Source organism: Plantibacter sp. MCCC 1A11337 (assembly GCF_013349365.1).
Taxonomy (GTDB): domain Bacteria; phylum Actinomycetota; class Actinomycetes; order Actinomycetales; family Microbacteriaceae; genus Plantibacter; species Plantibacter flavus_A.
Genome location: NZ_JABJWX010000001.1, coordinates 537,119 through 551,257, shown reverse-complemented (window position 1 = coordinate 551,257; position 14,139 = coordinate 537,119). Strand labels below are relative to the sequence as shown.

The 14,139-nt window shown below is 68.3% G+C and carries 13 protein-coding genes and 2 tRNA genes; 8 read left to right on the top strand and 7 right to left on the bottom strand.

What is annotated here, in order from left to right; translation table 11 throughout:
• Positions 1-61: 61 nt before the first annotated feature.
• Positions 62-550 carry a Dps family protein gene (locus HOW07_RS02505; protein WP_121290298.1) on the bottom strand — a complete coding sequence of 163 codons (489 nt, stop codon included), beginning with the start codon at positions 548-550 and terminating at the stop codon, positions 62-64.
• Between the two features lie 215 nt (positions 551-765).
• Here HOW07_RS02505 and HOW07_RS02500 point away from each other — a divergent pair, with 215 nt between their 5' ends.
• Positions 766-1,302, top strand: a complete 537-nt coding sequence (locus tag HOW07_RS02500; RefSeq protein ID WP_175115999.1) for a gamma carbonic anhydrase family protein — start codon at positions 766-768, stop codon at positions 1,300-1,302.
• Here HOW07_RS02500 and HOW07_RS02495 read toward each other — a convergent pair.
• Entirely contained in the window at positions 1,299-1,490 is a 192-nt protein-coding gene (locus tag HOW07_RS02495; protein ID WP_064295151.1) for a hypothetical protein, read from the bottom strand. The two genes, HOW07_RS02500 and HOW07_RS02495, sit on opposite strands and share 4 nt — an antisense overlap.
• Before the next feature lie 286 nt (positions 1,491-1,776).
• On the opposite strand from HOW07_RS02495, the gene HOW07_RS02490 reads away from it, so the two are divergent.
• Positions 1,777-3,048, top strand: coding sequence for an HNH endonuclease signature motif containing protein (locus HOW07_RS02490; protein WP_175115998.1), 1,272 nt, complete (start codon positions 1,777-1,779; stop codon positions 3,046-3,048).
• Positions 3,049-3,307: 259 nt separating this feature from the next.
• Here the strand turns inward: HOW07_RS02490 and HOW07_RS02485 are convergent.
• A tRNA-Gly gene (locus HOW07_RS02485) sits at positions 3,308-3,378 on the bottom strand.
• Between the two features lie 193 nt (positions 3,379-3,571).
• Here HOW07_RS02485 and HOW07_RS02480 point away from each other — a divergent pair.
• The 6 genes from HOW07_RS02480 to clpX all read left to right on the top strand — a co-directional run bounded on the left by HOW07_RS02480 (position 3,572) and on the right by clpX (position 8,585).
• A tRNA-Pro gene (locus HOW07_RS02480) sits at positions 3,572-3,645 on the top strand.
• Between the two features lie 55 nt (positions 3,646-3,700).
• Entirely contained in the window at positions 3,701-5,167 is a 1,467-nt protein-coding gene (gene tig / locus HOW07_RS02475; protein WP_175115997.1) for a trigger factor, read from the top strand.
• 85 nt (positions 5,168-5,252) lie between these two features.
• On the top strand, positions 5,253-5,759 hold the full coding sequence (locus tag HOW07_RS02470; RefSeq protein WP_175115996.1) for a tetratricopeptide repeat protein: 507 nt from the start codon (positions 5,253-5,255) through the stop codon (positions 5,757-5,759).
• 144 nt (positions 5,760-5,903) lie between these two features.
• Positions 5,904-6,497, top strand: a complete 594-nt coding sequence (locus tag HOW07_RS02465) for an ATP-dependent Clp protease proteolytic subunit (protein WP_056006680.1) — start codon at positions 5,904-5,906, stop codon at positions 6,495-6,497.
• A 30-nt stretch (positions 6,498-6,527) separates the two neighbouring features.
• A complete protein-coding gene (locus HOW07_RS02460) occupies positions 6,528-7,196 on the top strand; it encodes an ATP-dependent Clp protease proteolytic subunit (RefSeq protein WP_071260849.1) in 669 nt (222 codons plus the stop codon).
• Positions 7,197-7,307: 111 nt separating this feature from the next.
• Positions 7,308-8,585 carry an ATP-dependent Clp protease ATP-binding subunit ClpX gene (gene clpX, locus HOW07_RS02455; RefSeq protein ID WP_064295154.1) on the top strand — a complete coding sequence of 426 codons (1,278 nt, stop codon included), beginning with the start codon at positions 7,308-7,310 and terminating at the stop codon, positions 8,583-8,585.
• 72 nt (positions 8,586-8,657) lie between these two features.
• On the opposite strand, the gene HOW07_RS02450 is transcribed toward clpX, so the two are convergent.
• Genes HOW07_RS02450 through valS form a run of 4 tightly spaced genes read right to left on the bottom strand, consistent with a single transcriptional unit; the run spans position 8,658 to position 14,025 of the window.
• The gene (locus tag HOW07_RS02450) at positions 8,658-10,691 is read right to left on the bottom strand and encodes a M3 family metallopeptidase (RefSeq protein WP_175115995.1); all 2,034 of its coding nucleotides are present in this window, start codon (positions 10,689-10,691) and stop codon (positions 8,658-8,660) included.
• Positions 10,692-10,724: 33 nt separating this feature from the next.
• A complete protein-coding gene (locus HOW07_RS02445) occupies positions 10,725-10,985 on the bottom strand; it encodes a hypothetical protein (RefSeq protein WP_175115994.1) in 261 nt (86 codons plus the stop codon).
• Entirely contained in the window at positions 10,985-11,431 is a 447-nt protein-coding gene (locus tag HOW07_RS02440; RefSeq protein ID WP_175115993.1) for a GNAT family N-acetyltransferase, read from the bottom strand. The genes HOW07_RS02445 and HOW07_RS02440 overlap by 1 nt, the downstream gene beginning before the upstream one ends.
• The gene (gene valS / locus HOW07_RS02435; RefSeq protein ID WP_175115992.1) at positions 11,428-14,025 is read right to left on the bottom strand and encodes a valine--tRNA ligase; all 2,598 of its coding nucleotides are present in this window, start codon (positions 14,023-14,025) and stop codon (positions 11,428-11,430) included. Before valS ends, HOW07_RS02440 begins: the two co-directional genes overlap by 4 nt.
• Positions 14,026-14,139 lie beyond the last annotated feature (114 nt).

The following is a 14,139-nucleotide window of genomic DNA, read 5'->3' as shown; positions in this document are numbered from 1 at the left end:
AAGGGGCAGCCACGATCGACTGCCCCTTCGGCGGTGATGCTGCGGGTGATCCGCCCGGTTGCTAGCGGCTGAGGTGGGCGAAGAGGAACCAGCGGTCCTTGTCGAGGCCGCGGGCGATCTCGATCGCGACGTCCTGGCTGGTCTGGTCGAGCTCGTCGAGCTCGTCGACCGCGGTGTTGACCGAGGCGGAAGCTGCGTCGATCAGGGCGATGACCTCGGCGATGGTGCGGTCGGACTGCTGGAAGCCCTCGCTCAGCTCAGGCGTGCTGGTCTTGGCGGCGACGGTGCTGAGGCGCGCGTCGACCGGGAGGCCGAGGGCGACGATGCGCTCTGCGGCGAGGTCGGCCCACTCCTGCGCGTGGTCGACGATGTCGTCGAGCAGTTCGTGGACGCCGATGAAGTTCGCACCGCGCACGTGCCAGTGGGCCTGCTTGCCGTTGACGACGATGGCGGTGAGGTCGACGACGACGGGGCTGAGGAACTGCGCGGTGCCTGCTGCGACGTCCGGGTTGGCGACGGCCTGCGGAATGGAGGTGGTGATGTCGGTCATGGTGTTTCCCCTTCGTTGACGAGTGAGGCCCTGGTCGGACGGATTCGTCGGTCTGCTTGAATGCAACGGTACTCAGCCGCAGACATTCCGCAAGGAAGTCGAGGCTCGGCTTACGAAGGGTGCACTCAGCAAGGAAAGCCTGACCGTACCGGCGATTCACCCCGGAACGACGCGGGTTCCCGTCCGTCGGGGCCGCCTGCGATAGCGTGGCCGGTATGACGCTGCACGGTACGGTCAGGAAACTCTCAGACGGACGCTCGCCCCACATCGATCCGAGTGCCTACACGGCGCCGGGATCCGTGCTGGTGGGGGCCGTCACGCTCGCCGCGGATTCGAGCGTCTGGTACAACGCCGTCCTGCGTGCGGACTCCGACTCCATCACGCTCGGCGCCGGGTCCAACATCCAGGACGGGGTCGCCGTGCACACGGACAGCGGCCACCCGACGGTCATCGGACGTAACGTCTCCGTCGGACACAACGCGGTCGTCCACGGTTGCACCGTCGAGGACGACTGCCTCATCGGCATGGGTTCCGTGGTCCTGAGTGGTGCCGTGATCGGCGCCGGGTCGCTCATCGCCGGGGGAGCCGTGGTCCTCGAGGGCATGATCGTGCCGCCCGGTTCGCTCGTCGCGGGGGTCCCGGCCAAGGTGCGGCGAGAGTTGACGGCCGACGAGCAGGAGGCGATCCGGCAGAACGCAGCGCACTACGTCGCGCTCAGAGCGGTACACGCCGCAGCCGTCGACGAGGATTAGCGGCGGCGTGCGTCGCGCTTCTTGAGGCGACGCTGCGCGGCGAGCGAGCCAGAGAGGCAGACGACGCAGCCGATCATGCAGATGAGGCCGACGCCGAGTCGTCCGGTCGCGAGCGCGTACACCCCGACGAAGAAGACGAGCGCGCCGGCCACTGTCCAGATGTGGGGCCAGATCGCGTCGAGTCGCATGCGCTCAGCCTAGGCCGTCGCGCATCCCGTGCTCCGTCCTCCCCGCGCTTCGACCCCTCGAACGGCACACGAGCGACCTCCCCGCTCCGGTGGTCTCCCTCCCGACCCCGATGACCACCTCCGGTCCCTGAGGAACCTCCTCCGGTCCCTGAGCTTGTCGAAGGGCACGCGGAGAACCGGCGCTCCTCCTCCCGGTCCCTGAGCCTGTCGAAGGGCACACGAGCAACGTCCACAACCGATGCGACTCAGCATCTGGAATGTCAGTGGTCCATGGTGGACTTGTCCCATGACCGAGACCACCATCACCGCGACCCGCGTCGGCGACGAGTACGCCGCGCAGCTCGCGGAGTTCTCGGACCAGTACGCGGACATCCAGCGGCGTCGCGCCAAGCTGGACGCCGAGGAGGCCCGACTGCTGGCCCGTTCCGCTGCCTACGCGGACGCCTTCGCCGACGCCACGGTCCCGGCGATCTTCCCGCCGGCGGAGCGTCAGGCACTCTCACGCGGATCCACCTGCGCGGCCCTCGCGATGGCGACCCGCACGCCCGAGCAGACGGTGCAGCGGGCGACGAACGACGCCGAGCGCCTCGTGAACGACGCCCCAGCGGTGCTGGCGTCGCTCGAGGCGGGGCGCATCTCGGCGCGGCACGCGCAGACGATCCTCGATCAACTCAGTGATGTGCCGACCGCAGGGCGAGCGGTGTTCCTCGCGGAAGTCCTGCCGGTCGCAGAACAATCCACCAATGCGTACCTCCGGAAGCGCGCCCGCGTCCTGCGCGAGCGCCTCCACCCGGAATCGATCACCGCACGCGCAACCCGTTCGGAGGCGGACCGCCGGGTCGAGTCCGAACCCGCCGCCGACGGCATGGCGTGGGTGCACCTCTTCACGACGGCGCCGATCGCGCAAGGCATCATCGAGCGGGTCGAGACGGCAGCGGCGGAATCGCGCCAGGCCGGTGACACCCGCACCTGCGGACAACTCCAGGCCGACGCACTCGCGGCCCTCGCCCTCACCGGTGTGACCCCGGAAGACGTCGTATCGAACCCGGTGCTCCCGCACCCGATCGAGGTGCAGGAGCACATCAAGCCGACCGTGCAGATCACCGTGCCGGCGCTGAGCATGGCCGGTGTGAGCGATGCCCCGGCCATGCTCGACGGGTATGGTCCCATCGACCCGGAGACCGCGGCGCGTATCGCTGTGAACGCTCCGAGCTTCACCCGGATCCTGGTTCAGCCGGAAACGGGATCCGTGCTGTCCGTCGGGCGGAACCAGTACCGAGTGCCGGCCGACCTGCAACGGGCAGTGCGCCTCCGGGACGGCACCTGTCGCGCACCAGGCTGCGGCAGACGCGCCAGGGCTTGCGACCTCGACCATTCCGTCGCGTGGGAAGACGGCGGCACCACGGATTTCGGGAATCTCGCCTGCCTGTGTCGACATCACCACCGGATGAAACACCTGCCCGGATGGAACCTCGAGCACGGTCCCGGCGGGGTCCTCGACTGGACAACGCCAGACGGGAAACGCCATCGAACGGAACCGGACCCGGCGCCGTTCTGACCTCCGAACGACAAGGCGTCCTCGTGGGCACTTCGACAGGCTCAGTGACCGGGAGGACGCACTCAGCGAGCGGGAGAGGTGTGCCCGGAACGATGAGGCGTCCTCGTGGGCACCTCGACAGGCTCAGCGACCGGGAGAGGGGCGCTCGGGACGCTTCGCGCTCTGGGCCTGTCGAAGGGTGCGACGTCAGGAAGTCCCTGCGCGATGACCGAACCGTCGCGCCTGCTCTCGCGGCGCCACCTGGTTCTGATGGATCGAGAGGGGATGACGGGAATCGAACCCGCGTAATCAGTTTGGAAGACTGAGGCTCTACCATTGAGCTACATCCCCGAGGCGCCGCACTGCGACGAACTCACCCGGCAATGCTACTGCATCCCGAGCGCCCATCCGTGCAGCCACGTGTGCCGAGGCCGGTTCCGCCCCGGAAACCGCACAGGGGCCGCACAGATTCTGGGCTAGACTGACCGAGGCCATTTCGCCCACCGCTCGTCGGTCGGGCCGGCTGGCCGGATTGTCGCCGATCCGGGGCGTAGCTCAGCTTGGTAGAGCGCCCGGTTTGGGACCGGGAGGTCGCAGGTTCGAATCCTGTCGCCCCGACTCCGTTTTGCGTCCTCAACTGAGGCAGAATCCCCGACACAGGAGAAGTAATCACGTGAAGACCACGGTCGAGAAGCTGAGCCCCACTCGCGTCAAGCTCGCCATCGCGGTGACGCCCGAGGAGCTCAAGCCGAGCATCACCCACGCCTACGGACACATCGCCGAGGACATCAACGTCCCCGGCTTCCGTAAGGGCAAGGTGCCACCGGCGATCATCGACCAGCGCGTCGGCAAGGGCGCCGTGATCGAGCACGCCGTCAACGAGGGCCTCGACGGCTTCTTCCGCAAGGCACTCGAGGAGAACGAACTCCGTCCGCTCGGCCGCCCGCAGGCCGACATCGTCGAGTGGCCGAACGAGAAGGACTTCTCCGGCGACCTGCTCGTGAACATCGAGGTCGACGTCCGTCCCGAGATCACGCTTCCCGACTACGAGGGCCTCAAGCTCACCGTCGACGCCCAGGAAGCCGGCGAAGCCGACGTCCAGGGCGAGCTCGACCGCATCCGGGCACGCTTCGGCACGCTCGTGACCGTCGACCGCCCGGCCAAGACGGGCGACTTCGCCCAGCTCGACCTGGTCGCCAAGATCAACGACGCCGAGGTCGACCGCGCGAGCGGCGTCTCCTACGAGATCGGTTCGGGCGAGCTGCTCACCGGCATCGACGAGGCACTCGACTCCCTCACCGCCGGTGAGACCACCACCTTCACCTCGCCGCTGCTCGGTGGCGAGCACGAGGGCGAGGACGCCGAGGTCACCGTCACCCTGACCGCCGTCAAGGAGCGCGAGCTCCCCGAGGCCGACGACGACTTCGCTCAGATCGCGAGCGAGTTCGACACCATCGACGAGTTCAAGGCGCAGCTGCGCGAGGTCGTCGAGCGCCAGCAGGTCATCACCCAGGGCCGCGACGCACGCACCGCGCTCGTCGACGCCATGCTCGAGGCCGCGCAGATCCCCGTGCCCGAGAGCGTCATCGAGGACGAGGTGCACCGTCACCTCGAGGGCGAGAACCGCCTCGAGGACGACGAGCACCGCGCCGAGGTCACCGAGTCGAGCGAGAAGGCACTGCGCACGCAGCTCCTCCTCGACGCCCTCGCCGAGTCGCTCAACGTCCAGGTGAACCAGAACGAGCTCACCGAGTACCTCATCCAGAGCGCGTCGCAGTACGGCATGGAGCCCGGTGAATTCATCGAGGCACTCGGCCAGCAGGGTCAGATCCCCGCCATGGTCGGCGAGGTCGCCCGCAACAAGGCCATCGCCATCGCGCTCGGCAAGGCCGAGGTCGTCGACTCCAACGGCAAGCCCGTCGACCTGAGCGACTTCGTCGCCGTGGTCGAGGATGAGGACGCCGCCACCGAGACTGCAGCCGACGAGACGACCGAGGCTCCGGCCGAGGACGCCGCCGACGAGGCTCCGGTCGAGGCCGAGCCGAAGAAGGCCGCCGCCAAGAAGGCACCTGCGAAGAAGGCGCCCGCCAAGAAGGCACCGGCCAAGAAGGCCGCTGCCGACGAGGCCGCTGCCGAGTAGGACAGCAACCAGCAGTGACGACAGGGGCGGAAGCGATTCCGCCCCTGTCGTCGTCTCCGGACACATCAGCCGAATGGGAGCAATGATGACGACGACCGACGCAAACGGCTGGGACGACCGGGTCGCAGCCGTCTGGGCCGACGAGACCATCGACGACGAGCAGCGCATCGCGGCCATCGACGCGCTGGTCGCGGAGCGTCCGGCGGGCGACGCCCGTGCCGCGTTCGAGGCTGCCGGTGCACGCGACTCCGCCGGCCACGAGGTCGAGGCCGAGGTCTTCTACCGTGCCGCCCTCGAAGCCGGGCTCGACGAGGAGCACCGTCCGCAGGCGATCATCCAACTGGCCAGCACGCTCCGCAACCTCGGCCGGACCGCTGAGAGCGTCGATCTGCTCGAACAGCAGCTCGCGGACGATCCGACCGGTCCGTACGCGGACGCGACCGCGGCCTTCCTCGCACTGGCGCTCTCCAGCTCGGGGGACCCGCGCCGAGCGACCGCGGTCGCCCTCCGTGCCCTTGTGCCGCACCTCCCGCGCTACCACCGGTCCGTCCGCGCCTACGCCGACGAACTCGAGACGGATCCGCTCCGCTGAGCCCCGGCGGTCGCGCGGTCCGTCCGCTCGCCGTCCGCCTCCGGCGAACCCCGCCGCCCGGGAGTCTGCCGAGGGCGAACAGGGCGTTGGTGGTGCGTCGCCTCCGATAGATTCGAACCACTGCACAACCGAAACGGAGCGATAATGGCCGAACCACAGTTCTCGCCCAGCGTCTTTGACCGCCTGCTGAAGGACCGGATCATCTGGCTGGGCGCCGAGGTCCGCGACGAGAACGCGAACGAGATCGCGGCCAAGCTGCTGCTGCTCGCCGCGGACGACCCGAAGCGCGACATCTACCTCTACATCAACTCGCCCGGTGGCTCCATCACGGCCGGCATGGCCATCTACGACACCATGCAGTTCGTGCCGAACGACATCGTCACGGTCGGTATCGGCATGGCCGCGTCGATGGGTCAGCTCCTCCTCACGGCCGGCACCAAGGGCAAGCGCTACATCACCCCGAACGCCCGCGTGCTCCTCCACCAGCCGCACGGCGGATTCGGCGGGACGTCGAGCGACATCCAGACCCAGGCGCAGCTCATCCTCGACATGAAGCGCCGTCTCGCCGAGATCACCGCGGCACAGACCGGCAAGAGCGTCGAGCAGATCAACGCCGATGGCGACCGCGACCGCTGGTTCAACGCCGAAGAGGCGCTCGAATACGGTTTCGTCGACCACCTCCGTGAGTCCGCGCTCGACGTGGCCGGCGGCGGCGGAACCGTCGACAGCGACAAGTAACCCGGCTTCGACCAGACAGGAATGCAACACATGGAGACTCCAACGTTCAGTGCGGCGGGCCGCTCGCTGCAGATGCCGGGTGCTCGCTACATCCTCCCGAGCTTCGAAGAACGCACGGCCTACGGCTACAAGCGCCAGGACCCGTACGCGAAGCTCTTCGAGGACCGCATCATCTTCCTCGGCGTGCAGGTCGACGACGCGTCGGCCGACGACATCATGGCCCAGCTGCTCGTGCTCGAGAGCATGGACCCCGACCGCGACATCGTCATGTACATCAACTCGCCCGGTGGCTCGTTCACCGCGATGACGGCGATCTACGACACGATGCAGTACATCCGTCCGCACGTCATGACGGTGGTCCTCGGACAGGCGGCCTCCGCCGCTGCCGTGCTCACCGCCGCCGGTACGCCGGGTAAGCGCCTGGCGCTCCCGAACGCCCGCATCCTGATCCACCAGCCCGCCGTCGGCGAGGCCGGCCACGGACAGGCTTCGGACATCGAGATCCAGGCGGCCGAGATCCTCCGCATGCGCGGCTGGCTCGAGTCGACCCTCGCGCACCACTCCAACCGTTCGGTGGAGCAGGTCAACAAGGACATCGACCGCGACAAGATCCTCTCGGCCGCCGAGGCGCTCGAATACGGTCTCATCGACCAGGTGCTCACCTCACGGAAGAACCCGATCGCGGCCATCACGGCCTGACCCGGTTCCCGTGCTCACGACTCGGCGCGTCATCCCAGCGGGGTGGCGCGCCGAGTTGTCGCAGGGACAGGTTAGGCTCGGAGCACCGAATCTCCAGGGAGAGGGAAAGACATGGCACGGATAGGCGAAAGCGCCGATCTGCTCAAGTGCTCGTTCTGCGGCAAGAGCCAGAAGCAGGTCCAGCAGCTGATCGCTGGTCCCGGCGTGTACATCTGCGACGAGTGCGTCGAGTTGTGCAACGAGATCATCGCCGAGCGACTCGCCGAAGCGAGCGAGGAGACGGTGAGCGAGTTCGACCTCCCGAAGCCGAAGGAGATCTTCGCCTTCCTCGAGGAGTACGTCATCGGCCAGGAGGCCGCGAAGAAGGCGCTCTCGGTCGCGGTGTACAACCACTACAAGCGCGTCCGCTCCCGCGCCACGCTCGCTCCCGCCGAGACGGTGCACGACGACATCGAGATCGCGAAGAGCAACATCCTCCTCATCGGCCCGACGGGCTGCGGCAAGACCTACCTCGCGCAGACCCTCGCGAAGCGACTCAACGTCCCCTTCGCCGTCGCCGATGCGACCGCACTGACCGAGGCCGGCTACGTCGGCGAGGACGTCGAGAACATCCTCCTCAAGCTCATCCAGGCCGCCGACTACGACGTCAAGCGCGCGGAGACCGGCATCATCTACATCGACGAGGTCGACAAGATCGCCCGTAAGGCGGAGAACCCCTCCATCACGCGCGACGTCTCCGGTGAGGGCGTCCAGCAGGCGCTCCTCAAAATCCTCGAGGGCACCGTCGCCTCGGTACCCCCGCAGGGCGGCCGGAAGCACCCGCACCAGGAGTTCATCCAGATCGACACGACGAACGTCCTGTTCATCGTGGCAGGCGCCTTCGCCGGGCTGGAGGAGATCATCTCCTCCCGCGCGGGCAAGAAGGGCATCGGTTTCGGTGCACCTCTGCACAGCAAGGGCGACGACGTGAACCTCTTCGGCGAGGTCCTGCCGGAAGACCTCCACAAGTTCGGTCTCATCCCCGAGTTCATCGGTCGCCTGCCGGTCGTCACGACGGTCACACCGCTCGACCAGCACGCGCTCATGGAGATCCTCACGGTCCCGAAGAACGCGCTCGTGCGTCAGTACCAGCGCATGTTCGAGATCGACGGCGTCGAGCTGGAGTTCGACCAGGCGGCACTCGAAGCGATCGCCGACCTCGCCGTCCTCCGCAAGACCGGTGCCCGAGGACTCCGAGCCATCATGGAAGAGGTGCTCGGGCCGATCATGTTCGAGGTGCCCTCCACCGACGAGGTCGCTCGCGTGGTCATCACCCGGGAGTCCGTCGTCGAGAACGCGGCCCCGACGATCGTCCCTCGTGCGGCTCGCCGCCAGGAGAAGTCGGCCTAGACGACACCCAGCGGCGAACAGCCCGCCGCAGCGCCCCGGATCCTCCAGAGTAGCTGCGGCGGGCTTCGTCGTTCAGTCTTCGAGCCCGCGGCGTCGGAGGAGCGGCTCGATGACCGCGTCGCGCCCACGGAAGTCGCGGTAGGCCTCCAGCGGATCCTTCGAACCGCCGACCCCGAGAAGCCTGGTGCGGAAGCGGTCGCCGTTCTCCCTCGTCAGTCCGCCGTTCTCCGTGAACCAGTCGACGGTGTCGGCGTCGAGCACCTCGCTCCAGATGTAGGAGTAGTAGCCGGCGTCGTATCCACCCGAGAAGGTGTGGGCGAAATACGTGCTCGCGTAGCGGGGCGGGACGGCCGGATTGTCGAGTCCGGAGGATCGGAGCGCCGCCGCCTCGAAGGCCTCCACATCGTCGACGCGGTCATCCGCACCGATGCTGTGCCACGCCTGGTCGAGCATCGCCGCGGCGAGGTACTCGCTCGTCGAGAAGCCCTCGTTGAACCCCTCGGACGCCTGGAGCTTCGCCACCAGTTCCTGCGGCATCGGCTCACCGGTCTCGACGTGCCTGGCGTAGCCGGCGAGCACCTCGGGCCACAGCATCCACATCTCGTTCACCTGGCTCGGGAACTCGACGAAGTCCCGGAAGACGTTCGTACCGGAGAACCGCGGGTACTCGACCTCCGCGAAGAGACCGTGCAGCGCGTGGCCGAACTCGTGGAAGAAGGTCGTGACCTCGTCGAGGCTCAGCAGGGTGGGTTCGCCCTGGGCCGGCTTCGGGACGTTCAGGTTGTTGACCACGACGGTGGGCTGGTCGAGCAGGCGGTTCTGGGAGATGAGCGCGTTCATCCAGGCGCCGCCGCGCTTGCTGTCGCGGGTGTAGAGGTCGAGGAGGTACAGGCCGAGGCCGGAGCCGTCCTCGTTCCAGACCTCGAAGACACGGACGTCGGGGTGGTAGCCCTGGAGTTCGGTCCGTTCGGCGAAGGTGATGCCGTAGAGCTTGGTCGCTGCGGCGAAGACCCCGTCGAACAGGACCCGCTCCGCTTCGAAGTACGGGCGCATCACGCTGGTGTCGACGTCGAACCGGTCGATCCTGACCTGTTCGGTCGCGAACGGCCAGTCCCATGCCTCGACGGTCTCGAGGCCGGTGACCCGCTCGAGCTCGCGCTGTTCCCGATCCGCGTTGCGGGCGGCGGGGATCGCCAGACGGGAGAGGAGCGCTGCGACGGCCTCCGGTGTCCCCGCGGTCTGGTCCGCGGTGACCACCGCCGCGTGCGACGGGAACCCCAGGAGCGCGGCGCGCTCGGCTCGGAGGCGGGTGATCTCGAGCACGAGGTCACGGTTGTCGTTCGGTCCGCCGTGCGTGCCGCGGGCACGGGAGGCCGTCATGATCCGCTCGCGGACGCCGCGGTGCGTCAACGACGACAGCGCCGGATGGCCGGTCGGGAGGACGAGGGTGATGAGCCATCCGTCGAGACCTCGTTCGGCGGCCGCCTGGGCCGCAGCGGAGATCTCGCCCGCACTCAGGCCGTCGAGCTCAGCGGCATCGGTGAGGTGGACGGCGAGGTCGTTGGTGTCGGCCAGGAGCTGCTTCTCGAACCGGGTGGTCAGCGTCGAGAGGCGGAGATTGAGGTCGGAGAGCCGCTGCTTCTCCTCGGCGTCGAGACCGGCGCCCGCGAGCGTGTGTTCGCTGTACACGCGTCGGACCAGGTAGGCCGCCTCGGCCGACAGCTGGAGGTCGTCGAGATTCGCGTGGACCGCCGCGATCCGCGCGTACAGCGCGGGGTCGAGCCTGATCGCGTCCTCGTGGGCGGACAGCTGCGGAGCGAGCTCCTCCTCGAGTGCATTGGTGAACGTGGAGCTGTCCGCCGAACTCTGATTGAAGAAGACCGCTGCGACCCGCCTGAGGATCGCGCCGCTCCGTTCGAGCGGGATCAGCGTGTTCTCGAAGGTCGGCGCGTCGTCGTGCGCGGTGATCGCCGCGATCTCGTCGAGTTGCTGCGCGAACCCGGCTGTGAAGGCGGGGCGGAAGTGCTCCTCGCGGATCTCGCCGAACGGCGGCAGTTGATAGGGGAGTGTGCTCGGCTGGAGGAACGGATTCGTGTGTGATTCCATACCTCACCCTATCCAGCGTGCCGGGGAGGAGGCTCAGTCCTCGTCGTCGTCGTCGTGGTCGTCGTCCGGCCGGGTGAGGCTGACGGATCCGTCCGCGTGCTGACGGATGGTCGTACCGTCGTCGAGCTCGACGACGGGTCGGCGTTCGAGCCAGGTGAGGGTCCAGCGCCACGAGGATGCGTCCACGCCCTGCGCGAGCAACTCCTGCTCCTCGGCGGCGATGACCGTCTGCACCGGCGTCGGCACGTTCTCCGGCGGCTTGGCGCCGACGGCCCAGCGGGTCCCGAGTTGCATCACGGCTCCAGGTCGTAGGTGACCCAGCTCGTGCGGGTCGCGAGCTTGTCGTACACGGCCTGGGCACGCTCGTTGTCGGCGGCGGTGATCCACCGCACGACGCTGTGGCCGTCCGCCTTCGCGAGGTCGCGGACGTGCTCGATCAGCGCGGTGCCGACTCCTCCGGTGCGGGCCTCCTCGGCGACGAAGAGGTCGTCGAGGTAGAGCCCGGTCCCACCGGCGAGGGCACGGGGGAACACGCGATAGTGGGCGAGCCCGACGAGGGCGCCCTGTGCGTCCTCAGCGACGAGCGCGGTCAACGGGTGGGTCGGGTCGCTCAGCCAGCCCCACACGAGGACGGCCTTCTCGTCGGTCAGGGGGTTGCCGTAGAAGTCCCCGTAGCCGGAGTACAGCGCGTGCCACGCGAACAGGTCGCTCTCGACGGCGGGACGGATGGTGACGCTCATGCGCGTGCCTCCTCAGCGTCGGCCGCCGGGGCGAAGACGATGTCGCCCACCGACAGGACATCGGCCGTGCGGAACTCGAGGGACTCGATGCGTCCGACGGCGCGGAGGTCGTCTGCGACGAGCGCGAGCAGCTCGATCGATGCGGCGGGTCCGGCGATGACCGCGGAGTCCACCGGGGTCTTCTGGGACGCCTTGGCATCCGTCTTCGCGCGCCGGATGCCCGTGAGCGCCTCGCTCGCGAGCTGCAGCACCTGCGGTTCGCCCGCTGCGAGTCCTGCGAACTCCTCGTCGGTCGGCCAGCTGGCACGGTGCACGGAGCCGTCGTGCGTCCAGGACCAGGCTTCCTCGGCCGCGAACGGGATGAACGGGGCGAACAGGCGGAGCAGGGTCGAGAGCGCGACCCGCAGCGCAGCCACCGCCGAAGCCTGCTCAGGGCTCTCCTCGCCGTAGGCCCGCTCCTTGACGAGCTCGAGGTAGTCGTCGCAGAAGGTCCAGAAGAACGCCTCGGTGAGCTCGAGCGCGCGCGCGTGGTCGTAACCGGCCAGCGCACTGCTGGCGTCGGCGACGGTCTTGCGGAGGACGCTCAGCATGGCGAGGTCGACGGCCTCCGTCACCGGGGCGTCTTCACGACCGGTGAACCCGAGGATGAACTTCGAGGCGTTGAGCACCTTGATCGCCAGGCGTCGGCCGATCTTGATCTGCGTCGGGTTCTGCGGGTCGAAGGCGGCGTCGGTGCCGAGACGGCTCGAGGCGGCCCAGTACCGGACGGCGTCCGAACCGTGCTGTTCGAGCATGGCCGCCGGCGTGACGACGTTGCCCTTCGACTTCGACATCTTCTTGCGGTCGGGGTCGACGATGAAGCCGGACACGGAGGCGTGCTCCCACGGCTTCCTGTCGTACTCGAGGACGCTGCGGAGCATGGTGGAGAACAGCCAGGTGCGGATGATGTCCTGACCCTGCGGGCGCAGCGAGTACGGGAACACGAGATCCCAGAGCTCGGGGTCGCGCTGCCAGCCACCGGCGAGCTGCGGGGTGAGGCTCGACGTGGCCCAGGTGTCCATGACGTCGACCTCGCCCATGAACCCACCGGGGACGCCGCGCTGCGACTCGTCGTAACCGGGTGCGGCATCGCTGGAGGGATCGACGGGCAGAGCGGCGTGGTCCGGCGCGATCGGCTGGTCGTAGACCGGGTTGCCGTCGGCGTCGAGCGGGTACCAGAGGGGGATCGGCACACCGAAGAAGCGCTGGCGGGAGATCAGCCAGTCGCCGGACAGACCACCGACCCAGTTCTCGTAGCGCACGCGCATGAAGTCGGGGTGCCACGCGAGCTCCGAGCCGAGTTCGAGGAGGCGGCTGCGGAGCTGTTCGTCGCGGGCGCCGTTGCGGATGTACCACTGGCGGGTCGAGACGATCTCGAGCGGCTTGTCGCCCTTCTCGAAGAACTTCACCGGGTGGGTGATCTGCTTCGGCTCGCCGATCAGGTCGCCCGAGGCTGCGAGGAGGTCGACGACGGTCTGCTTGGCGCTGAAGACGGTCTTCCCGGCGAGCTGCGCGTACGCCTCGAGACCGGCTTCGGAGGTGATCGCCTCAGGGGCCTCCGAGATGACGCGGCCGTCGAAGCCGAGGATCGCGCGGTTGGGGAGGTCGAGTTCGCGCCACCACACGATGTCGGTGATGTCGCCGAAGGTGCACACCATCGCGATGCCGGCGCCCTTGTCGGGCTGGGCGAGGTGGTGGGCGAGCACGGGTACCTCGACGCCGAACACCGGCGTGGTCACGGTCGTGCCGAACAGCGGCTTGAAGCGCTCGTCGTCTGGGTGGGCGACGAGGGCGACGCAGGCGGGGAGGAGCTCCGGCCGTGTGGTCTCGATCTCGATGGTGCCGCCGTCCGGGCGGTGGAAGGAGAGCCGACGGTAGGTGCCCGGCTGCTCCTTGTCCTCGAGCTCCGCCTGGGCGACCGCCGTGCGGAAGGTGATGTCCCAGAGGGTCGGCGCCATGGCCTGGTAGGCCTCGCCGCGGTCCAGGTTACGCAGGAACGCGAGCTGGCTCGCCGTGATCGACTCGTCGCCGATGGTGCGGTAGCTCTGCGTCCAGTCCACGGAGAGGCCGAGCGCACGCCAGACGGCCTCGAACTGCTGCTCGTCCTCGACGGTGAGGCGCTCGCACAGCTCGATGAAGTTGCGACGCGAGATCGGGATCTGATCGGCGGCCTTCGTGCTCTTGTTGTCGCCACCCTCGAACGGCGGGGTGAAGTCGGCGTCGTAGGGGAGTGTCGGGTCGCACCGGACGCCGTAGTAGTTCTGGACGCGGCGTTCGGTCGGGAGACCGTTGTCGTCCCAGCCCATGGGGTAGAAGACGCGCTTGCCGGTCATCCGCTGATAGCGGGCGATCACGTCGGTGTGCGTGTAGCTGAAGACGTGACCGATGTGCAGGGAGCCGGATGCGGTCGGCGGCGGGGTGTCGATCGAGTAGATGCACTCACGCGTCGCGCCGTCGCGCTCGAACCGGTAGGTCCCCGCGGACTCCCAGGAGGAGCCCCACTTCTGCTCGAGACCTTCGAGGGCCGGCTTGTCCGGGATGCTGGCAGCGGTCATGAGGCGATCTCCTGCTGATATGTGCGGCACCGTGTCTGCGTGCCTGAGTGTGTGGGAACATCCCATGCTATCGCAGGGGACCGGGAGGTCGCCGGACCGCCGACCGCCATCCTC